The following is an 18,994-nucleotide window of genomic DNA, read 5'->3' as shown; positions in this document are numbered from 1 at the left end:
GCGGAGCCTTTCGCCAAGCAGTGAGAGTGATTCATGCCCGGCGGCTCTTCATCGCACCGCTGCGCTCGCCGGGCATGGCCCGGCGCTACCCACGGCGGATCAGCTGTTCTTCTTCGCTGCCATCGCCGCGGCCAGCTCGGCCTTGAACTCCTCGAAGGTCTGGCCCTTCTCCTTTGCTTCGGCCTGTGCGGCATCACGAAGTGCATCGGAGTACATCAGGCGCACCGGCGTGCCATTGCGTTCGTGCAGCTCACCGGCCTGCATGATCAGCGCCAGCACCTGCGCAGCGCTCTCGCTGTGGCCGGCGATGCGGCCATCCATGCCCAGCACCCATTCGCCATCGCGGCGAACGACACCGGCCAGCAGGGTGCGCTGCGCGTCGCGCAGTTCGGCATGCGGCTCCACCGGCGACGCCTGCGCGGCTGCCTTGTTGGCGGCCTGCTTTTCCTGGCGACGGCGCTGGTCGCGGCGGGTCTTGGAGCTGGTGGACATGGTGCGGTACCGCTGCGAAGGGGGCGCAAGGATAACGCACCCCGCCCGCAGCGCTGCTTCACGCGTGCTCGATCCAGCACGGTCAGTCCAGCACCTTGCCGTGCCGCCAGTAGCCCATGAAGGTGATCGCGCGGCGGTCCAGCCCGCAGTCGCGGACCAGGTGGCGACGGATCGCCATTACCGCCGCCGCCTCGCCTGCCACCCAGGCATACAGCGGCCCGGCCACGCGGGTATCGGCCTGCTCCCAGAGGATCTGCGTATCGACGTCGATCTCCTCCAGCGCATCGCCGGCAGCCGCGCCCGGGGCCGCTGCCAACCGCGCCTGGACCGCCTGCAGCAACGGCTGTCCATAGGCGGCCCGCCCGCGCGGCAGCCAGACCAGCTCGGCGCTGGAGGGCGCCTTCAGGTGCACGGCATCACCGGCCTGCGCCACCTCCAGCAGCGCCAGCGTGCGCGGCGGATCGACCATGGCCGCCAGTTCCTCGAGGATGCCGGCCACCGCCGGCAGCGCGGTTTCATCCGCCACCAGCAGCACCTGGCCGACTCCCATCGGCGGTTTCCATTCCCAGCCTTCGCTGCTGTCGGCACAGTCGGCATCGGGGGCCAGCAGCACTACGCGGTCGCCCGGGCGAGCGTGGACGGCCCAGCGCGAGGCCGGCCCGGTTTCGCCATGCAGCACGAAATCAACGTCGACCTCGCCCTGCTCGGCACGCAACTGCCGGATCGTGTAGGTGCGCATGGGCGGGCGCTGGTCGTCCGGCAGTGCCCGGTAGCGGGGATACCAGTCCTCGCCGCTGGGCACCGGCGGCACGTCCTGGCCGGGCAAGGGGAAGAACACCTTGATGCGCTGGTCCGGGCCTTCGGTCTTCATCCGCGCCACGTCGGCACCGGTGAATACCATGCGGTCCAGGGAAGGAGAAAGAACGCGGCGCTCCTTCAGCGCCACCTCGAACAGGCGGTAGGTCTGCTGCGCAGCCATGGGGGAACCTCATGCAACGACATCGGATCGGCTGGCTGTCGTGCATCCACGCACCGGCTGGCTGGAGTCCCCAGCCTAGTCCGGTCGTTCCTCGCCGCAAGCGTTACGGGCATCGCGGCGTGCCCTACCCCTGCGCGCTGCTCAATCGCCCGTGCAGGCTGCCTGCGCCGCGCGCTCAAGCCGGTGCTCCCAGTACCAGAACACGAAGCCGGCGCCAAAGAACGCGGCCTGGCCCAGCGCCAGGTGCAGCGGGCTGGCACTGAGCAACGGCGACACCACGCCGGCCACCACGGTGCTGATCATCAGCTGCACGAAGGCCTGCAGCGACGAGGCCAGGCCGCGCTGGTGCGGATACATGTCCAGCACCGCCAGCGCCAGGATCGGGAAGATCAGCGCCATGCCCATGCCGCCCAGGAAGATCGGCAGCACTGCCCACGGCAACACGAACTGCGGCGACAGCGCCACGTAGCCGACATTCAGCAGCGCCGACAGCGCGCACAGGCTGAAACCGATGGCGACCTGGCGGGTGGGCGTGGTGTGCCCGGCCATGCGCCCGGACAGGAACGAGCCGGTGGTCATGCCGCCGATGGTGGGGATGAACAACCAGGCGAAACCGCCCTCGCCCAGGTGCAGGTGCTGCATCACGAACACCGGCGCCGACGAGATGTACAGGAAGATGCCACCGAAGCCGATGCTGCCGGCCAGCGCCAGGCGCAGGAAGCGCGGGTTGAAACCGATGCGCACGTAATCGCGCATCAACGCGTGCGGCGACAACGGCACGCGCGCTTCGACCGGATGGGTCTCCGGCAGGTAGCGTGCAGTGGCTGCCAGCAGGGCCAGCGCGAACACCACCAGGAACCAGAAAATCAGCGGCCAGCCGGCGCCACTGAGCAGGATCCAGCCACCGATGATCGGCGCGATGGCCGGGGCGATGCCGAACAGCATCGACACCTGGCTCATCAGGCGCTGCGCGTCGTGGCCATGGTAGAGATCGCGGATCACCGCGCGGCCGACGATCATGCCGACACCCGCCGACAGGCCCTGCAGCGCGCGGAACGCCAGCAGCGTGGCCAGATCGGTGGACAGCGCACAGCCGACCGAGGCGCCGACGAACACCACCAGGCCACCGAGGATCACCCGCTTGCGCCCCCACGCATCGGACAGCGGGCCATGCGCCAGGCTCATCAGGCCATAGAACAGCAGGTACACGCTGATGGTCTGCTGCACCGCCACCTCGTCCACCGACAGGCGCTGCGCCAGCTGCGGGAACGCGGGGAAGATGGTATCGATCGAGAACGGGCCGAACATGGCCAGGCCGGCAAGCAGCAGGGCCATGCGGCGGGTGGAGGGAGCAACGGCGGCGGTCATGAAGGAAGCGTCCGGCAGGGCCATGCGCGGCACGCACGGCGGGCGCCGGTCCCGCTGCAACGGGGACGGCGCCAGATGAATTCGGGTATCCGCCCATCATAGGTGGGGATTGCGCCCGATGCCATGCAGCGGTGCACAAAACGCACGGCCGGGCCATCGGCCATTCAGCCGCGGGCCCGCGCCGGGGCGCGGCCAGCGGGCCCGCAACGGGCTATAATCGGCGGGCAACACGGTGGGAGAAGCGGAACACCGCTGCCGAAGGCGCAACGCCCGTAATCGCTCAGGCCCGATACCACCCGTAACAGAACTCTGGAGAGACCGGTTCGATCCGGCGCCGAAGGGGCACGAAGCCGCGGTTTTCCGCGCTTCCAAACTCTCAGGCAAAAGGACAGAGGGGCGCCCCGCAGACCGCCGACCGGCGGCTTGTGCCCGTGCGTGTGCCCTTTCCTGACGGATCCTTCGCCATGTCCCAGAACACCCCTTCCCTGCGTGAGCTCGAGCACCACAATGCGTTCGTCGAGCGCCACATCGGCCCCAACGATGCCGAGATCGCGCAGATGCTCGACGTCGTCGGCCACGCGTCGCTGGATGCGATGACCGATGCCATCGTGCCGGCCAAGATCAAGTCGCCGGCGCCGCTGGCGCTGCCGGAGTCGATGACCGAAGTGCAGGCACTGGCGAAGATCCGTGCGATCGCCGACAAGAACACCGTGCTGCGCAGCTTCATCGGCCAGGGTTACTACGGTACCCACACGCCGAACGTGATCCTGCGCAACATCCTGGAAAACCCGGCGTGGTACACCGCCTACACCCCGTACCAGGCGGAAATCTCGCAGGGCCGCATGGAAGCGCTGATCAACTTCCAGACCCTGTGCGCCGACCTGACCGGCATGGAAATCGCCAACGCCTCGCTGCTGGACGAAGCCACCGCCGCCGCCGAAGCGATGACCCTGGCCAAGCGTTCGGCCAAGTCGAAGTCGGACACCTTCTTCGTGCACGATGCCGTGCACCCGCAGACCCTGGAACTGCTGCGCACCCGCGCCGAGCCCATGGGCATCGTGCTGCGCGTCGGCACCCCGGCCGAGGCACTGGAAGCAGAAGCCTTCGGCCTGCTGCTGCAGTACCCGGACACCTTCGGCCAGGTCGGCGACTACAAAGCGCTGGTCGATGCCGTGCACGCACGCGGCGGCCTGGTGGCCGTGGCCACCGACCTGCTGGCCCTGACCCTGCTGGCTGCCCCGGGCGAATGGGGCGCGGACATCGTGGTCGGCAACAGCCAGCGTTTCGGCGTGCCGTTCGGCTTCGGTGGCCCGCACGCCGCCTTCATGGCCTGCCGTGACGCCTACAAGCGCTCGATGCCGGGCCGCCTGATCGGCGTTTCGGTCGATGCCCAGGGCAATCCGGCATACCGACTGACCCTGCAGACCCGCGAGCAGCACATCCGCCGCGAGAAGGCCACCTCCAACATCTGTACCGCACAGGTGCTGCTGGCAGTGATGGCCTCGATGTATGCGGTCTACCATGGCCCGGAAGGCCTGACCCGCATCGCCCGCCGCACCCACCGCCTGGCCGCCATCCTGGCAGCGGCACTGCGCAACGCCGGCGTACAGGTCGGTGGCGACTTCTTCGACACCCTGCACGTCACCGGCGTGCACGCCGATGAGATCCACGCCAAGGCACGCGCCGCCGGTTACAACCTGCGCGCGATCGACAGCGACTCGGTCGGCATCAGCCTGGACGAGACCGCCACCCGCGCCGACGTGGTCGCGCTGGCCGCCGTGTTCGGCGCGCAGGCCGACATCGATGCGCTGGACGCAAGCACCGCCGACGCGCTGCCGGCCGGCCTGCTGCGCCAGTCCGCGTTCCTGACCCATCCGGTGTTCAACACCCACCACAGCGAGCACGAACTGCTGCGCTACCTGCGTTCGCTGGCCGACAAGGACCTGGCGATGGACCGCACGATGATCCCGCTGGGTTCGTGCACCATGAAGCTCAACGCCACCGCCGAGATGATCCCGGTGACCTGGCCGGAGTTCTCGCAGATCCATCCGCTGGTGCCGGCTGACCAGGCGCTGGGCTACAAGGAACTGATCGACACGCTGGAAGCGATGCTGGTCGAATGCACCGGCTACGACGCGGTCAGCCTGCAGCCGAACTCCGGCGCGCAGGGTGAGTACGCCGGCCTGCTGGCGATCCGTGCCTACCACCGCTCGCGCGGCGAGGGCCATCGCGACATCTGCCTGATCCCGGATTCGGCGCACGGCACCAACCCGGCCTCGGCGCAGATGTGCGGCATGAAGGTGGTGGTCACCAAGACCGATGCCAACGGCAATGTCGATGTGGAAGACATCCGCCTCAACGCCGAGAAGTACAGCGACCGCCTGGCCGCGATCATGATGACCTACCCGTCCACGCACGGCGTGTTCGAGGAAGAGGTGGTCGAGATCTGCGAGATCATCCACAAGCACGGCGGCCAGGTGTACACCGACGGCGCCAACATGAACGCCCTGGTCGGCGTGGCCAAGCCCGGCAAGTGGGGTTCGGACGTTTCGCACCTGAACCTGCACAAGACCTTCTGCATTCCGCACGGCGGTGGCGGCCCGGGCGTTGGCCCGTGCGCGGTCAAGGAACACCTGGCCCCGTTCCTGCCGGGCAAGCTGGGTGACAACGGCCCGGTCGGCATGGTCAGCGCCGCCAGCTTCGGCAGCGCCTCGATCCTGCCGATCAGCTGGATGTACATCGCGATGATGGGCCGCGAAGGCCTGCGCAAGGCCACCCAGGTCGCGCAGCTCAACGCCAACTACATCGCCAAGCGCCTGGCGCCGCACTTCAAGACGCTGTACACCGGCCGCAACGGCCTGGTGGCGCACGAGTGCATCCTCGACGTGCGCCCGCTGGAGAAGACCAGCGGCATCGGTGCCGAGGACGTCGCCAAACGCCTGATCGACTTCGGCTTCCACGCCCCGACCCTGAGCTTCCCGGTGGCCGGCACGCTGATGGTCGAGCCGACCGAGAGTGAGTCGCTGCACGAGCTGGACCGCTTCATCAACGCCATGATCCAGATCCGAGAGGAAATCAGCGCGATCGAAGACGGCCGCCTGGACCGCGAGGACAACCCGCTGAAGAACGCGCCGCACACTGCCACCGCAGTGACCGCCAGCGAGTGGACCCACGCCTACCCGCGCGAACTGGCTGCCTTCCCGCTGGCCAGCCTGAAGCAGAGCAAGTACTGGCCGCCGGTGGCACGCGTCGACAACGTGTACGGCGACAAGAACGTGATGTGCGCCTGCATCCCGGTCGATGCCTACAAGGACGATGAAGTCGAAGCGTGATTGACGGAACGGCCCGCGCAAGCGGGCCGTTTTCGTTTACGGTAGCGCCGGGCCATGCCCGGCGAGCGCAGCGGCTGAACCGATCACGGGTCCGGCATCTGCCCCAGGCTCAACTGCCAGGACACACCGAACCGGTCCTGCACCCAGCCGTAGCGGTTGCTGAAATCGTACTCGCCCACCGGCATCAGCCAGTGGCCGCCCTCGCCCAGCACGCGTGCCGCGCGCTCGAACTGCTCGGCGCCGGAGCACTCGACGAACAGCGAGATCGACGGGCTGAAGGTGAAATCGTGCACGTCCAGGCTGTCAAAGCACAGGTAGTGGGTGCCACCGAGCAGGAAGATGGCCTGTCGGACCTGCCCGGGCACGCCGGCACCGGCGCCGTCCGGATGGCGCTGCATTGCCAGCAGGCGGAAATCGGCGAAGGCCTCGGCGTACAGGGCCAGGGCGGCCTCGGCCTGGCCGGTGAACATCAGGAAGGGGCGACTGCGCAGCATGCGGTACTCCCGGTCGACGGGCCGCTGGCGGCCCACCTGCGCACAGTGCCACGCGGAGTGTGTGCCTGTTGTAGAGCCGAGCCCATGCTCGGCTGGCGATCGCGCAAACAGCAGCCTCGACCGTAGGGTCGGCTCTACAGAATCACGCCTCGCGCATGCGCCGCGCGATGGCGCTGCCGGCGGCGATCGTGGCGGTCAGCGCAACCATCGACAGGAACTGCAGACGGGTGTGCGCCTCGCTCAGCAGCAGGCCGAAGATCAGCGCCAGGATGCCCAGCGCGCACACGGTCAGCCACGGGAAGCCCGCCATGCGGAACGGCAGCCGGGTACCCAGGCGATCCGCGCGGCGGCGCAACACCAGTTGTGAGACCAGCGACAGCGTCCACACCAGCAGGCAGGTCGAACCGACGATGTTCAGCAGCACCGGCAGCACCCGGTCCGGGAACAGCAGTTCCATCACCGTGGCGGCGAAACCGAACAGGACGCTGGCCAGCACGGCGATGACCGGCACCTGGCGCGGATCGGTCCAGCCCAGCACGGCCGGGGCTTCACGTCGCTGCGCCAGCGAATACATCATGCGCGAGGCGCCGTAGAGGTTGGCATTGAGCGCCGACAGCAGCGCGATCACAGCGATCAGGGTGATGGCGGTGCCGGCACCCGGAATACGGGCAATGTCCAGCACCGCGGCGAAGGGCGACTTCAGCGCCTCGCTGGTCCACGGCACCACGGCGATGATCACGCTCAGCGAGCCGATGTAGAACACCAGGATGCGCCACGCCACGGTGCGGATGGCACGGGCGATGCTGCGCTCCGGATCTTCGGTCTCCGCCGCCGCAACGGCCACGATCTCGGTGCCGCCGAAGGCAAACACCACCACCAGCAACGCCGCGCCGATCCCGGCCAGGCCCTTCGGCGCAAAACCACCATGCTCGGTGAAGTTGCTCAGCCCAGGCGAGGTCACCTGCGGGAGCCAACCCATCAGCAGCGCCACACCGATGGCAATGAACGCCAGGATCGCCGCCACTTTCAGGATGGCGAACCAGAATTCGAACTCGCCGAAGTTCCTCACCCCGAGCAGGTTGATCGCGGTGAAGAACAGCATGAAGGCCAGCGCCGCCATCGGTACAGGTACTGCTGGCCAGACCGTGGCCAGCAGACCGGCCGCTCCCACCGCCTCGGCGGCGATCACGATCACCAGCTGCACCCACCACAACCAGCCGACGGTGGCACCGGCGGTGGCGCCCATGGCATCGGCGGCATAGACCGAGAACGCGCCGCTGGTCGGTTTGGCCGCCGCCATTTCGCCCAGAGCGTTCATCACGATGATCACCAGCGCGCCGGCGACCAGATACGACACCAGGACCGCCGGACCGGCCGCCTGCACACCTACGCCCGAGCCGAGGAACAGGCCGGCGCCGATGGCGCTGCCCAGGCCCATCATGATCAGCTGGCGGGGCTTGAGCGAATGTCCGAGGCGGGACGGCGAAGCGGTCGGAATCGAGTTGGGCATCGGCAGGGCTGGCGGCGGGCTACAGGGGCGACACCTTACCCTGTCCCATGCCTGCGGGGATAGGCACAGCGCAGCAGGCGGCTCAGGCCAGTGCCGGCTCTCCGACACTGCCACCAATACGGGCGCGGTAGGCACGCGGCGAGAAACCGGTTTCAGCCTTGAACTTGCGGGTAAAGGCGCTCTGGTCGCTGAAACCGCAGGCCTGGCCGATGCTGGCGATGCTCTCGTCACCGTGCAGCAGGTGCATGGCCATCTGGATCCGCAGCCGGGTCAGCACCTGCTGCGGGGTCATCTGGAACACCTTGCGGAAGCTGCGCTCCAGCTTGGACAGCGAGAAGCCGGTGATGTCCAGCAGGGTCTGCATGCGCACGTTCTCGGCGTAGTGCGCGTTGAGGTGGGCCAGCGCCAGCCGCAGCTGCTCGTACTGGGTGCCGAGGCTGTCCTTCTGGCCCAGGTCGCGGGAAATGCCGATCAGGCCCTCGATGGCGCCATCGACCAGCAGCGGGCGCTTGCAGGTCAGGCACCAGCCCGGTTCGCGGTTGGCGAACAGGTGCAGCTCCATCAGGTTCTCGATCACCTCGCCGGACAGCACGCGGGCATCCTGGTCGACATAGTCCGCGCTGAGGCCGGTCGGGTAGATCTCGGCCGCGGTCCGCCCGATCACGTCCTTGCGCGCGCGCAGGCCCAGCCGTCGCAGCATGGTCTGGTTGACGTGGGTGTACCGCCCCTGGCGGTCCTTGATGAAGAACAGCACGTCCGGGATGGCGTCGAACAAGGCTTCGATGTCGGCGGGCTCGACTCGCATGCGGCAAGCATACCCGAGCCCGCTTTTGCCCGTACGTTCACCTTTGCCGGACCGGGGTTTAACGGGCTCGGTTCCAGTGTCGTGGTTCCCTTTGACGATCCGGAGCCACCCTCCATGGCCGCCAGCAAGCAGACCGGCAAGCGCGCAACCACCCCGCCCGAAAGCCACCCACGGGGCAATGGCGATGAGCTCCACCAGCAGGCCGGGGGCAGCCATCCGGTGATGACCACCGATCAGGGCATCCCGGTGGCAGACAACCAGAACTCCCTGCGACAGGGGCCTCGGGGGCCCACGCTGCTGGAAGACTTCATCCTCCGCGAGAAGATCACCCACTTCGATCACGAACGCATTCCCGAGCGCATCGTGCATGCACGTGGCAGCGCAGCACATGGCTACTTCGAGTTGACCCGGTCACTGGCCGCCCATACCCGCGCGCGCATCCTGACCGAGGTAGGGGTGAAGACACCCGTATTCACCCGTTTCTCGACCGTGGCCGGTGGCGCAGGCTCGGTGGATACCCCGCGCGACGTGCGCGGCTTCGCGGTCAAGTTCTATACCAGGGAGGGCAACTGGGACCTGGTCGGCAACAACATTCCGGTGTTCTTCATCCAGGACGCCATGAAATTCCCGGACCTGGTGCACGCAGTGAAGATGGAACCGGACCGTGCCTTCCCGCAGGCCGCCTCGGCCCACGACACCTTCTGGGACTTCATTTCGCTGATGCCCGAGTCGATGCACATGATCATGTGGGCAATGAGCGACCGTGCCATTCCGCGCTCGCTGCGCATGATCGAAGGCTTCGGCGTGCACAGTTTCCGCCTGCTGAACGAGGCAGGCGAGTCGACCTTCGTCAAATTCCATTGGCGGCCAAAGCTGGGCATCCAGTCAACGGTCTGGGACGAAGCGCTGAAGCTGCAGTCAGCCGACAATGACTTCCATCGCCGCGACCTGTTCGAGGCCATCCAGCGCGGCGACTTTCCCGAATGGGAGCTGGCGGTGCAGTTGTTCACCGAAGAAGAAGCCGACGCATTCCCGTTCGATCACCTGGACCCGACCAAGATCATTCCCGAATCGCTGGTGCCGTTGCAGGTGATCGGGCGCATGGTGCTGGACCGTTGGCCCGACAACTTCTTCGCCGAGACCGAACAGGTGGCGTTCTGCCCGGCCAACGTGCCGCCGGGCATCGACTTCAGCAACGACCCACTGCTGCAGGGCCGCCTGTTCTCCTACCTGGACACCCAACTGCTGCGCCTTGGCGGCCCGAATTTCCACCAGATCCCGGTGAATGCCCCGAAGTGCCCATTCGCCAATCATCAGCGCGACGGCCACATGCAGATGCAGGTGCCCAAGGGCCGCGTCGCCTATGATCCCAGCTCGCTGCAGGAGGACTCACCGCGTGAGACGCCTGCGGGTTTCCGCAGCCACGCCAGCGCCGACGATGGCCGCAAGGGCCGTACCCGCGCGGAGAGTTTCGCCGACCACTACAGCCAGGCCCGCATGTTCTTCCGCAGCCTTGAAACGCCGGAGCAGGCGCACCTGGCATCGGCGCTGGTGTTCGAGTTGTCCAAGGTGGAAACGCTGAAGGTGCGGGTACGTACCGTCAGCCACCTGCGCAACATCGATGACTCACTGGCGCGGCGCGTGGCCGATGGTCTGGCCTTGCCCGCCCTGCCCGACCCGGCACCCACCGCCACCCCGGCGCGGGACATGCCTCCCGCTCCCGAGGTGCGTGTGATCGGACGCAACAAGCCTACCCTGCAGGGTCGCTGTATCGGCATTCTGTTCGACGAAGGCTCCGACGCCCGCATCATTGCCAGCCTGAGCAAGGCAGCCAGGAAAGCAGGTGCAGACGTGAAGCTGGTCGCGCCCAAAGTCGGTGGCGCCACGCTGAGCGATGGCGCGATGCAGGCGGCGGATGGGCAACTGGCAGGCACGCCATCGGCTGTGTTCGATGCGGTGGCCGTGGTGCTGAGCGTAGACGCATCAAAGGCGTTGTCGAAAGAGAGCGCCGCGCTGGAGTTCGTCAGCCAGGCGTGGGCACACCTGAAGGCCATCGCCAGCGACGCGGGAGGCCAAGCGCTGCTGAAGGCGGCGCGGGTCGGCAACGATGCCGGCATCGTCGAAGCGGAAGACGCCAAGGCATTCCTGGCGGCGGCCGCCACCCGCCAGTGGGCGCGTGAGCCCAAGCTGCGCCTGCTGGCCTGACCACAACGACAGGAGAATCGTCATGCCCCGTGGTGACAAATCCGCATATACCGAAAAGCAGAAGCGCCAGGCCGAGCACATCGAGGAAAGCGAACGTGATCGCGGCGCGAGTGAAGGCACCGCCGAGCGCATTGCCTGGGCCACCGTGAACAAGCAGGACGGCGGCGGCAAGCGTAGCGGCAGTGCACGCAAGGGCGCGAAGAAAGCGACCAGCAAGAAGGCTGCCAAGAAGGCGCCTGCCAGGACGTCGGCCACAAAGAAGGCCGCAACCAAGACGACGGCGGCGAAGAAGGCGCCTGCGAAGAAGGCGCCTGCGAAGAAGGCACCTGCGAAGAAGGCGGTGGCGAAGAAGGCACCGGCTCGCAAGACCGCGCCAAAGAAGGCCGCAAAGAAGACGGCGAACAAGGCTGCGGCCAAGAAGGCGGGTACGGCCGCCTCGCGGAGCGCCGCCGCGCAGAAGGCAGCCAAGACGCGGGCCGCGAAGAAGACCGTGCGCAAGGCGGCGGCGAAGAAAGCTGCGCGTAACCGCGCGCGCGGCTGAAGCGTTGGTCAGGAGGGGAGCGTCCTCATCCATGCGGCAACTTCGGCTGCGGCTGCGTCAGCACGGGCCTGCAGCGGTAGATGGGGCCCTTCCAGCGTAATACGGCCGCTCAAGGCGGCCGTATTCCTGTCACTGCACTGGCAGCCCGCTCAGGCTGCGCGACGGGGCACAGCAGAGACCGCCGCGCCTTCCATCTTGAATACCGACACCGACGTGGTCAGTGCATGCGCCTGTTCCTCCAGCGCGCGGCTGGCGGCAGTGGCTTCTTCCACCAGCGCAGCGTTCTGCTGGGTCACCTGGTCCATCTGCACCACCACCTGGTTGACCTGCTCGATGCCGGCGGCCTGTTCCTTGCTGGCCGCTGCGATGTCGCTCATCAGCTGGGTGGTGCGCGAGCTGGCCTGGGCCACGCGGGCGATCGCGGCTTCCGATTCAACAGTGACGGCCAGGCCACTCTTCACCTTTGCAGCGGCGTCTTCGATCAGCTCCTTGATTTCCTTGGCGGCGACACCGGCACGCTGCGCGAGCGTACGCACCTCGCTGGCGACCACCGCAAAGCCCCGCCCCTGCTCGCCCGCGCGCGCGGCTTCCACTGCAGCATTCAGCGCCAGGATGTTGGTCTGGAACGCGATGCCGTCGATCACCGTGGAGATTTCCGAGATGCGTGCCGAGGACTGATCAATCTCGCCCATCACCGATGCCATCTGTGCCATCGCCTGCTCGGTCTCGCGCACGGCGGCGCCGGCAGCGTGCGCTTCGCTGTCGGCCTGACGCGCCAGTTCGGCGTTCTGGCGTACGGTGGAGGTCAGCTCCTCCATCGACGCGGCCGCTTCTTCCAGATTGGCCGCCTGCTGCTCGGTTCGACGCGACAGGTCGTTGTTGCCAGCGGCCAGTTCCTGCGCCGCGTTGTTGATGCTGTCGGCAGCCACCTGGATGCCGCGGACGATGCCGGTCAGCTGCGCGGTGGTGGTGTTGGCATCGTCGCGCATGCGCGCGAACACGCCTTCGTACTCGCCCTCCATGCGTGCGGTCAGGTCGCCATGCGAGATCGCGCGCAGCACGTCGGAAACATCGGCGATGCTGGCCTGCGAACTGGCCATCATGCCGTTGAGGTGCTCGACCATCGTCTTGAACTGGTACTGGAAGGCCCCGGCATCGCCACGCATGCTGAAATCGCCGGCGCGTGCGGCACGGGCCAGTTCATCGATCTGCGCGTTGATCGCCATCAGGCTCTGCTTCACCGCGGCCAGGGTGCGGGTCAACGTGCCCTTTTCGCCCGGGTAGTCCGGCAGGTCGCGGCTGAGGTCACCGATGGCGTAACGCTGCATTACTTCAGCCATCAGCAGTTCCACCTGCACGTGCGATTCGACCAGGCTGTTGGTGGCCTGCACCATGCGGCCGAAATCGCCGGGGAACGCGCTGGCGTCCATGCGATAGCGGATTGCGCCGGCCTCGTGCTGTTCCGCCATCTGCAACTGCGCGCCGATCGCCGCCTGCACACTCTGGCGCACGCTGGCCATCGCCTCACCCAGCTGGGTCAGCTCGTCGCGGCCACCGAGGCGGAACTCCTGGTCCAGCTGCCCCTTGGACAGGCGCTCGGCCAGGTTCACCGCGCGCGCCAGCGGACCGGTCAGGCTGCGGCCGATCATCACCGAGGCGCCGATGCCAGCAAGCAGCGCAACGCCGCCCAGCACCAGCAACTGCAGCAGGCTGCGCTCGCCCAGGCGGATCGCCTCGGCGGCAGCCTCACGGCTTTCCTTCTCCTCGAAGTCCACGCCATCGGACAGCGCCTTGTTCCAGCCGTTGGCGGCGTCCTGCACCGGGCCCAGGGTCAGCGCCACGGCACCGGGATAATCGCCCTGCTCCATCAGTTCGCTGGTCTGCTTGTTGAGCGGGCGAGCAACGGCTCGCTTGGCGGCGATGGTTTCAGCGATGGCCTTGCCTTCGGCGTCACTGGGCAGCGCCTGGTAGGCGCTCCAGCTGGCCTCGTAGCGCTTGACGAGATCAGCAATGCGCTTCTCGTCGCTGGTGCGGTGATCACCCTGGCGGATCAGCATCTCGCGGCGCACCACCATCATCTGGTTGTTGGCATCAAGCATCTGCGACAACAGGCGCACCTTGGCCACGCTGACGTCGACCACCTGCTGCATCGCGCGCTTCTGCACGACACTGGCAGTGGCGCCGGTGGCCACCACGGCGGCAACCAGCAGCAGCAACAGGCCAAAGCCCAGCCCAAGACGCCAGGCAACCCTGACGTTCCTCAAGTAGTTCATGGGGGTATCCAAAACGGGGGGATGCGCCCTTATCGGCGGCACGGCAGGCAATCTTGATCGCCATCCACCAATGGCGTCGGCCACTGTTCACCTTGGTGAGTCGCCGTCCCAGTGGCACCTGCCGGTGCAAACCGGCCGCAATGACATGCCTGCTCATGCGGGCATCAGATCCCTTTCACGGTGGCTCGGCGCCGTCTACGGGCAAGGTGGTGGCGTTCCCTGCTGGAGTCCCCGATGCCGTTACCCATGCCCCGATCCGCCCTGCTCGCTCTCTCGCTGCTGGCATCACCTGCCTTCGCGCAGGCGCCGCCGCCTGGCCTGCCTGCCCCCATTGCCGAGAAGGCAGGACCGGACACCGCACCCCGCTCTGTCCTGCACGCCCAGGTGCTGCTGGATCGCGCGAATTTTTCCCCCGGCCAGATCGATGGCGAAGTGGGCAGCAACCAGCGGCGCGCGGTGTCGGGCTTCCAGGCGGCGCATGGGCTGAGCGTAACGGGTGAACTGGATGACGCTACCTGGAAGGCCCTGCAGGCCGATACGATCACGCCGCTGGCAAGCTACACGCTCACGGCTGAAGATGTTGCCGGCCCGTTCCAGCCCATACCGAAAGGGCCCGCCGCACAGGCCAAGCTGAAGTCGCTGGGCTTCAGCAGCGTGGAAGAAGGCCTGGGCGAGCGCTTCCACGCCTCCCCTGAGCTGCTGAAGGCACTCAATCCCGGCGTCGATCTGGCCAAGGCCGGCAGCCGCATCCAGGTGCCCAACATCGGAACGGGGGCCTTGCCGAAGGCGGCGAAGATCGTGGTCGACAAGTCCGACTCCACACTTCAATTGCTGGATGCGCAGGGCAAAGTGATCGCACAGGTGCCTGTCTCATCCGGCAGCCAGCACGATCCGCTGCCGATCGGCGAATGGAAGATTCTCGGCGTGTATCGCGACCCGCCGTTCCACTACAACCCGAAGCTGTTCTGGGATGCGCGCAAGGGCGAAAAGAAGGCGACGCTGCCGCCTGGCCCGAACAATCCGGTCGGACGGGTCTGGATCGACCTGTCCAAGCCACACTACGGCCTGCATGGCACGCCCGAGCCCGGCCATGTCGGCAAGACCGAGTCGCATGGCTGCGTGCGCATGACCAACTGGGATGCGCTGCGCGTGGCCGATGCGGTGGATACTTCGGTGCCCGTGGTGATGCAGGAGTGAGCCGATGCGTCTTTCGCAGCTGATCGTGCTGGGCGTGCTGCTGGGCGTGGGGGGGGGCTGGTGGCTGCACCACGATGCGGGTGAGCCGGCGGCGGTTTCCCCGCCCGCAGTGCAACCTGCGGTGGCTGCGGTTGCAACGCCGCGCGTAGGCGCTCCGGCTCCCACGGCCGTGTCGCCGTCCAGCGCCACCAATGCGCCAACCGGCCTGCTGCTGCCGGTGCAGGGCATCCAGGCGTCGCAGCTGCGCGATACCTTCACCGATGCACGCAGCGAGGGCCGCGTGCACGATGCCATCGACATCATGGCCGATGCGGGTACTCCGGTACTCGCGGTGGCCGACGGCACGGTAGAAAAGCTGTTCGACAGCAAGCGCGGTGGCCTGACGATTTATCAGTTCGAGCCCAGTGGACGCTGGTGCTACTACTACGCGCACCTGCAGCGCTATGCCGATGGCCTGGCCGAGAAGCAGGTGATCAAGCGCGGGGAGGTGATCGGCTACGTCGGCAGCACCGGTAACGCCAGCGCCGACGCGCCGCATCTGCATTTTGAGGTACACGTGCTGGGGCCGGAGAGGCAGTGGTGGAAGGGGGAATCGATCAACCCCTACCCATTGCTGCGAGCAGCCGGACGCTGACGCGTCAGCCGATCACGCTGCATGCGGCGCGCAGGCCTTCCTGCAGCCTGTTCACTTCGGCCATCCATTCGTCCAACGAGTCGGATTCCTCTTTCAATTCCCGCAGTTCACAGTCCTCGGCCTGTACACGCTGGACAGCGAGTTGTGCAAGCAACAACATCGCTGACGATGGCACCTGATTGCATGCCTTGACCCAAGCGAGTAACGCTTCTTCCTCGGCAATGGCAGCCGTCGGCTGGCCCAACAGTGCCAGCACCACCTCTGCAGCCGCGACCGCCCTGCCCGCTTCAGGTGCCTCTAGGTAATCATTGGGGGTGATAGCCGCGCGCAGCGCTTCCTCCACTATCGAGAGATCCGTGCATTCCGTCAGATCGCAGGCCAGATCGCAGGCATCGTCATTATCAAATGAACCGTGTCCCCATGCGCCCATGTGATTGCTCCTAATTGGCAGGCAGATACCGTGCAGGACCCGCACGGTAGTCATCCATCATGCTGCTGGCGACGAGTCTCCGCTAGCGCAAGCTGCATGCAAGACGCCATGCGTGGCGGCAGCCATTGGCACGCGGCGATCCCCGGCAGACTCCCGCCTGTCGTCCCGTGTTGATTTAAGGTGAAAAGCGACAAGATCCTGTTCAGACCGATGAAGCGCCGTGGTCGCGTAGAGACTGGATTCTCCGCAACCAACAGTGCCGCGCGCACTGCAGCGACGCTCCACCCGCGCATGAAGACCAACGGCAGGTCGATGCGGCTGAATTGAACCGCCCTTTGACGTCAGCGCAGAAGGACCGGCGGGTTGTTACCCGGTATGGGCATGATCCTACCCCTCTCGGGCAAGTTTCCGGTGATCCATGAGTGCCACCACACTGGGTCTGGGACTACCTCGCGGGAGTGCGGCGCTGCCAGCGCCGCAAGGTGAACGTGAACACCGCCAAGGCAGCCCCCGGAATCAGCAGGAACAGCGCCGCCACCTTCCAGAAGAAGAACGGCCACAGCCAGACGTAGTCCAGGTCGGTCAGCTTCAGTAGATCCAAGGGTGGCTGCAGCTCGATGTCTGCCGCGCGCCCCTCGAGCGCAGGGTCCACCTCCAGCACGGTTACCCGCAGCCATGAACGGCCACGTGGCAATGCATCGCCGCGGCCATAACCAAAGTAGGACGCCATGAGGCCGCTGGATTCAACCGATGCCAGTCTGCGGTTGATGCCTTGCCCGGCCACTCCCGAACGCTCTTCTGCGCGGAAGTCTCCATGATCGGTGGGAGTATCGATGCGCAGCAGCACTTCAGGGTCAGCCTCAGTACCGTCCGCGGCATAGCGCAGGCGCAGCCGCAGTGGGTCATCGATGAGGCGGTAGACCGTCACCTCAGCCGTCGCGCCCGGGCTCAGCAGCAGCGGCAGGGTCTGGGTGCGCGAGGCCAGATGATTGGCGATGGCGCCCAGCGCCAGCACCACGCAGGCGACGCCCCACAGGCTCCACAACACCCACAGGGTGATCCGCACCACGGTCTCGCCTTTCACGCTGGCATCCTGGTCATCGCTTCGCTTCCTTGCCGGCACTGGACTGGCGACACAGTAACGAAAAAGCCCCGCGTTCGCGGGGCTTCTTCCTTCTGCGACGCCAGGCAGGGCCCAGCGCTACCGGTCTCTCACTCAGGCAAACGGATCCTGCAGGACCATGGTGTGGTCGCGGTCCGGGCCGGTCGAAACGATGCTGATCGGGCAGCCGGCCAGTTCTTCCAGCGAACGCAGGTAGGCGCGTGCCGCCGGCGGCAGCTCGTCCCACTGGGTGATGCCGTGGGTGTTCTCGCTCCAGCCCGGGAACTCCAAGTACACCGGGGTGCATTCTTCCCAGCCCTGCGCGTCCAGCGGCGCGTACTCGGTGCGCTTGCCGTTGTATTCGTAGGCGATGCAGACCTTCAGCTTTTCCATGCCGTCCAGCACGTCCAGCTTGGTGATGCACAGGCCGCTGATGCCGTTGATGGCCACGGCGCGCTTCAGCGCGACGATGTCCATCCAGCCGCAGCGACGCGGGCGGCCGGTCGAAGCGCCGTACTCGGCGCCGCGGTCACGGATGCCCTGGCCGACTTCGTCGTCCAGTTCGGTCGGGAACGGGCCGCCGCCGACGCGGGTGGCGTACGCCTTGGCAATGCCCAGCACGTAGTCGATCGAATCGGCGCCGACGCCGGAACCGGCCAGCGCACCACCGACGGTGGTGTTGGAGCTGGTGACGTACGGGTAGGTGCCGTGATCGATGTCCAGCAGCGCACCCTGCGCGCCTTCGAACAGCACGCGCTTACCCTGCTTGCGCAGGTCGTGCAGGATGCCGGCCACGTCGGACTTCATCGGCTGCACGTATTCGCCGAAGGCCAGCGCCTCGTCGAAGGTCTTCTGGAAGTCGACCGCATCGGTGTTCAGATACTTGGTCAGCACGAAGTTGTGGTAGTCCAGCGCAGTGCGCAGCAGTTCTTCCAGCTGCTTCGGGTAGTGCAGGTCGGCGATGCGGATGCCGCGGCGCGCCACCTTGTCTTCGTAGGCCGGGCCGATGCCACGGCCGGTGGTGCCGATTGCCTTGCCACCGGCAGCGCGCTCGCGCGCCTGGTCCAGGGCGATGTGGTACGGCATGATCAGCGGCGCGGCCGGGGAGATCTTCAGGCGCGAACGCACTTCCACGCCGGAGCCTTCCAGCTCGGCGATTTCCTTCTGCAGCGCGGCCGGCGAGATCACCACGCCATTGCCGATCAGGCACAGCGCGTCGTCACGCAGGATGCCCGACGGGATCAGGTGCAGGACGGTCTTCTTGCCGTTGATGACCAGGGTGTGGCCTGCATTGTGGCCGCCCTGGAAGCGCACGACGGCGCCGATTTCCTCAGTGAGCAGATCGACGATCTTGCCCTTGCCTTCATCGCCCCACTGGGCACCCAACACTACGACAGACTGACCCATGACGGGCTCCTCGATTTGTAGCGGCCATCGGGGCCGCGGACGGGTAAACCGTGGCGGGGCTGGCCAGCACCTGGAGGGCGGCTCCAAACGGGGAGCGGCCGGCGATGGAAGGCCCAGACACGGAAAAAGCCGGACGGGGAGGCCCGTCCGGCTTTTGTGCATTATCCGGGTTTCCGGGGTCGGGTGCCACCTTTCCGACGGACGGCTTCACCGGCCGGTCAGCCG

Annotated in this window: 15 protein-coding genes, 1 pseudogene and 1 riboswitch; of the genes and pseudogenes, 5 read left to right on the top strand and 11 right to left on the bottom strand. The window is 66.8% G+C overall.

Annotation, left to right across the window (positions count from 1 at the left end):
- Positions 1 to 99: 99 nt before the first annotated feature.
- The 3 genes from ACTXG9_RS12270 to ACTXG9_RS12260 form a co-directional block, all read right to left on the bottom strand.
- Entirely contained in the window at positions 100 to 492 is a 393-nt protein-coding gene (locus ACTXG9_RS12270) for a hypothetical protein (RefSeq protein WP_008265644.1), read from the bottom strand.
- An 82-nt stretch (positions 493 to 574) separates the two neighbouring features.
- On the bottom strand, positions 575 to 1,471 hold the full coding sequence (locus ACTXG9_RS12265) for a siderophore-interacting protein (protein WP_207050023.1): 897 nt from the start codon (positions 1,469 to 1,471) through the stop codon (positions 575 to 577).
- Between the two features lie 141 nt (positions 1,472 to 1,612).
- Complete coding sequence (locus ACTXG9_RS12260; protein WP_031270798.1) at positions 1,613 to 2,839, bottom strand: multidrug effflux MFS transporter; 1,227 nt, start codon at positions 2,837 to 2,839, stop codon at positions 1,613 to 1,615.
- 299 nt (positions 2,840 to 3,138) lie between these two features.
- Positions 3,139 to 3,241: riboswitch (glycine riboswitch) on the top strand.
- Positions 3,242 to 3,303: 62 nt separating this feature from the next.
- Here ACTXG9_RS12260 and gcvP point away from each other — a divergent pair.
- Complete coding sequence (gene gcvP, locus ACTXG9_RS12255) at positions 3,304 to 6,171, top strand: aminomethyl-transferring glycine dehydrogenase (protein ID WP_021204410.1); 2,868 nt, start codon at positions 3,304 to 3,306, stop codon at positions 6,169 to 6,171.
- A gap of 83 nt (positions 6,172 to 6,254) precedes the next feature.
- On the opposite strand, the gene ACTXG9_RS12250 is transcribed toward gcvP, so the two are convergent.
- The 3 genes from ACTXG9_RS12250 to ACTXG9_RS12240 all read right to left on the bottom strand — a co-directional run bounded on the left by ACTXG9_RS12250 (position 6,255) and on the right by ACTXG9_RS12240 (position 8,980).
- Positions 6,255 to 6,665 (bottom strand): VOC family protein, encoded by a 411-nt coding sequence (locus tag ACTXG9_RS12250; RefSeq protein WP_058980986.1) that lies wholly within the window; start codon positions 6,663 to 6,665, stop codon positions 6,255 to 6,257.
- 142 nt (positions 6,666 to 6,807) lie between these two features.
- Entirely contained in the window at positions 6,808 to 8,175 is a 1,368-nt protein-coding gene (locus tag ACTXG9_RS12245) for an amino acid permease (protein ID WP_456115763.1), read from the bottom strand.
- Between the two features lie 82 nt (positions 8,176 to 8,257).
- Entirely contained in the window at positions 8,258 to 8,980 is a 723-nt protein-coding gene (locus ACTXG9_RS12240; protein ID WP_021204412.1) for a helix-turn-helix transcriptional regulator, read from the bottom strand.
- A 114-nt stretch (positions 8,981 to 9,094) separates the two neighbouring features.
- Between ACTXG9_RS12240 and ACTXG9_RS12235 the strand changes: the two genes are divergently transcribed.
- Positions 9,095 to 11,185: a catalase gene (locus ACTXG9_RS12235; protein ID WP_188250367.1), complete on the top strand. Its 2,091-nt coding sequence runs from the start codon at positions 9,095 to 9,097 to the stop codon at positions 11,183 to 11,185.
- A 22-nt stretch (positions 11,186 to 11,207) separates the two neighbouring features.
- Positions 11,208 to 11,726, top strand: coding sequence for a hypothetical protein (locus ACTXG9_RS12230; protein ID WP_188250368.1), 519 nt, complete (start codon positions 11,208 to 11,210; stop codon positions 11,724 to 11,726).
- A gap of 8 nt (positions 11,727 to 11,734) precedes the next feature.
- On the opposite strand, the pseudogene ACTXG9_RS12225 reads toward ACTXG9_RS12230, so the two are convergent.
- Positions 11,735 to 11,827, bottom strand: a pseudogene (locus ACTXG9_RS12225) (alpha/beta fold hydrolase); the annotation flags it as partial.
- 48 nt (positions 11,828 to 11,875) lie between these two features.
- On the bottom strand, positions 11,876 to 13,999 hold the full coding sequence (locus ACTXG9_RS12220) for a methyl-accepting chemotaxis protein (RefSeq protein ID WP_456115762.1): 2,124 nt from the start codon (positions 13,997 to 13,999) through the stop codon (positions 11,876 to 11,878).
- Between the two features lie 234 nt (positions 14,000 to 14,233).
- On the opposite strand from ACTXG9_RS12220, the gene ACTXG9_RS12215 reads away from it, so the two are divergent.
- Complete coding sequence (locus ACTXG9_RS12215; RefSeq protein WP_188250370.1) at positions 14,234 to 15,196, top strand: L,D-transpeptidase family protein; 963 nt, start codon at positions 14,234 to 14,236, stop codon at positions 15,194 to 15,196.
- Positions 15,197 to 15,200: 4 nt separating this feature from the next.
- Positions 15,201 to 15,830 (top strand): M23 family metallopeptidase, encoded by a 630-nt coding sequence (locus ACTXG9_RS12210; RefSeq protein WP_329859456.1) that lies wholly within the window; start codon positions 15,201 to 15,203, stop codon positions 15,828 to 15,830.
- A gap of 4 nt (positions 15,831 to 15,834) precedes the next feature.
- Here the strand turns inward: ACTXG9_RS12210 and ACTXG9_RS12205 are convergent, their stop codons facing one another.
- From ACTXG9_RS12205 to ACTXG9_RS12195, 3 genes are all read right to left on the bottom strand, one after another.
- On the bottom strand, positions 15,835 to 16,260 hold the full coding sequence (locus tag ACTXG9_RS12205; RefSeq protein WP_181451877.1) for a DUF4259 domain-containing protein: 426 nt from the start codon (positions 16,258 to 16,260) through the stop codon (positions 15,835 to 15,837).
- Positions 16,261 to 16,705: 445 nt separating this feature from the next.
- Complete coding sequence (locus ACTXG9_RS12200; protein WP_111102338.1) at positions 16,706 to 17,344, bottom strand: hypothetical protein; 639 nt, start codon at positions 17,342 to 17,344, stop codon at positions 16,706 to 16,708.
- Between the two features lie 132 nt (positions 17,345 to 17,476).
- Positions 17,477 to 18,769, bottom strand: a complete 1,293-nt coding sequence (locus tag ACTXG9_RS12195) for an adenylosuccinate synthase (RefSeq protein WP_111102337.1) — start codon at positions 18,767 to 18,769, stop codon at positions 17,477 to 17,479.
- Between the last annotated feature and the right edge of the window lie 225 nt (positions 18,770 to 18,994).

It is taken from the genome of Stenotrophomonas maltophilia group sp. LNF247, assembly GCF_054083135.1.
This window is presented reverse-complemented; position numbering and strand designations above follow the sequence as displayed.

Excerpts from the sequence above, each read along its gene's own strand:
- ACTXG9_RS12270 (WP_008265644.1), bottom strand. The coding sequence starts at position 492 with ATGTCCACCAGCTCCAAGACCCGCCGCGACCAGCGCCGTCGCCAGGAA.
- ACTXG9_RS12265 (WP_207050023.1), bottom strand. The coding sequence starts at position 1,471 with ATGGCTGCGCAGCAGACCTACCGCCTGTTCGAGGTGGCGCTGAAGGAG.
- ACTXG9_RS12260 (WP_031270798.1), bottom strand. The coding sequence starts at position 2,839 with ATGACCGCCGCCGTTGCTCCCTCCACCCGCCGCATGGCCCTGCTGCTT.
- gcvP (WP_021204410.1), top strand. The coding sequence starts at position 3,304 with ATGTCCCAGAACACCCCTTCCCTGCGTGAGCTCGAGCACCACAATGCG.
- ACTXG9_RS12250 (WP_058980986.1), bottom strand. The coding sequence starts at position 6,665 with ATGCTGCGCAGTCGCCCCTTCCTGATGTTCACCGGCCAGGCCGAGGCC.
- ACTXG9_RS12245 (WP_456115763.1), bottom strand. The coding sequence starts at position 8,175 with ATGCCCAACTCGATTCCGACCGCTTCGCCGTCCCGCCTCGGACATTCG.
- ACTXG9_RS12240 (WP_021204412.1), bottom strand. The coding sequence starts at position 8,980 with ATGCGAGTCGAGCCCGCCGACATCGAAGCCTTGTTCGACGCCATCCCG.
- ACTXG9_RS12235 (WP_188250367.1), top strand. The coding sequence starts at position 9,095 with ATGGCCGCCAGCAAGCAGACCGGCAAGCGCGCAACCACCCCGCCCGAA.
- ACTXG9_RS12230 (WP_188250368.1), top strand. The coding sequence starts at position 11,208 with ATGCCCCGTGGTGACAAATCCGCATATACCGAAAAGCAGAAGCGCCAG.
- ACTXG9_RS12220 (WP_456115762.1), bottom strand. The coding sequence starts at position 13,999 with ATGAACTACTTGAGGAACGTCAGGGTTGCCTGGCGTCTTGGGCTGGGC.
- ACTXG9_RS12215 (WP_188250370.1), top strand. The coding sequence starts at position 14,234 with ATGCCGTTACCCATGCCCCGATCCGCCCTGCTCGCTCTCTCGCTGCTG.
- ACTXG9_RS12210 (WP_329859456.1), top strand. The coding sequence starts at position 15,201 with ATGCGTCTTTCGCAGCTGATCGTGCTGGGCGTGCTGCTGGGCGTGGGG.
- ACTXG9_RS12205 (WP_181451877.1), bottom strand. The coding sequence starts at position 16,260 with ATGGGCGCATGGGGACACGGTTCATTTGATAATGACGATGCCTGCGAT.
- ACTXG9_RS12195 (WP_111102337.1), bottom strand. The coding sequence starts at position 18,769 with ATGGGTCAGTCTGTCGTAGTGTTGGGTGCCCAGTGGGGCGATGAAGGC.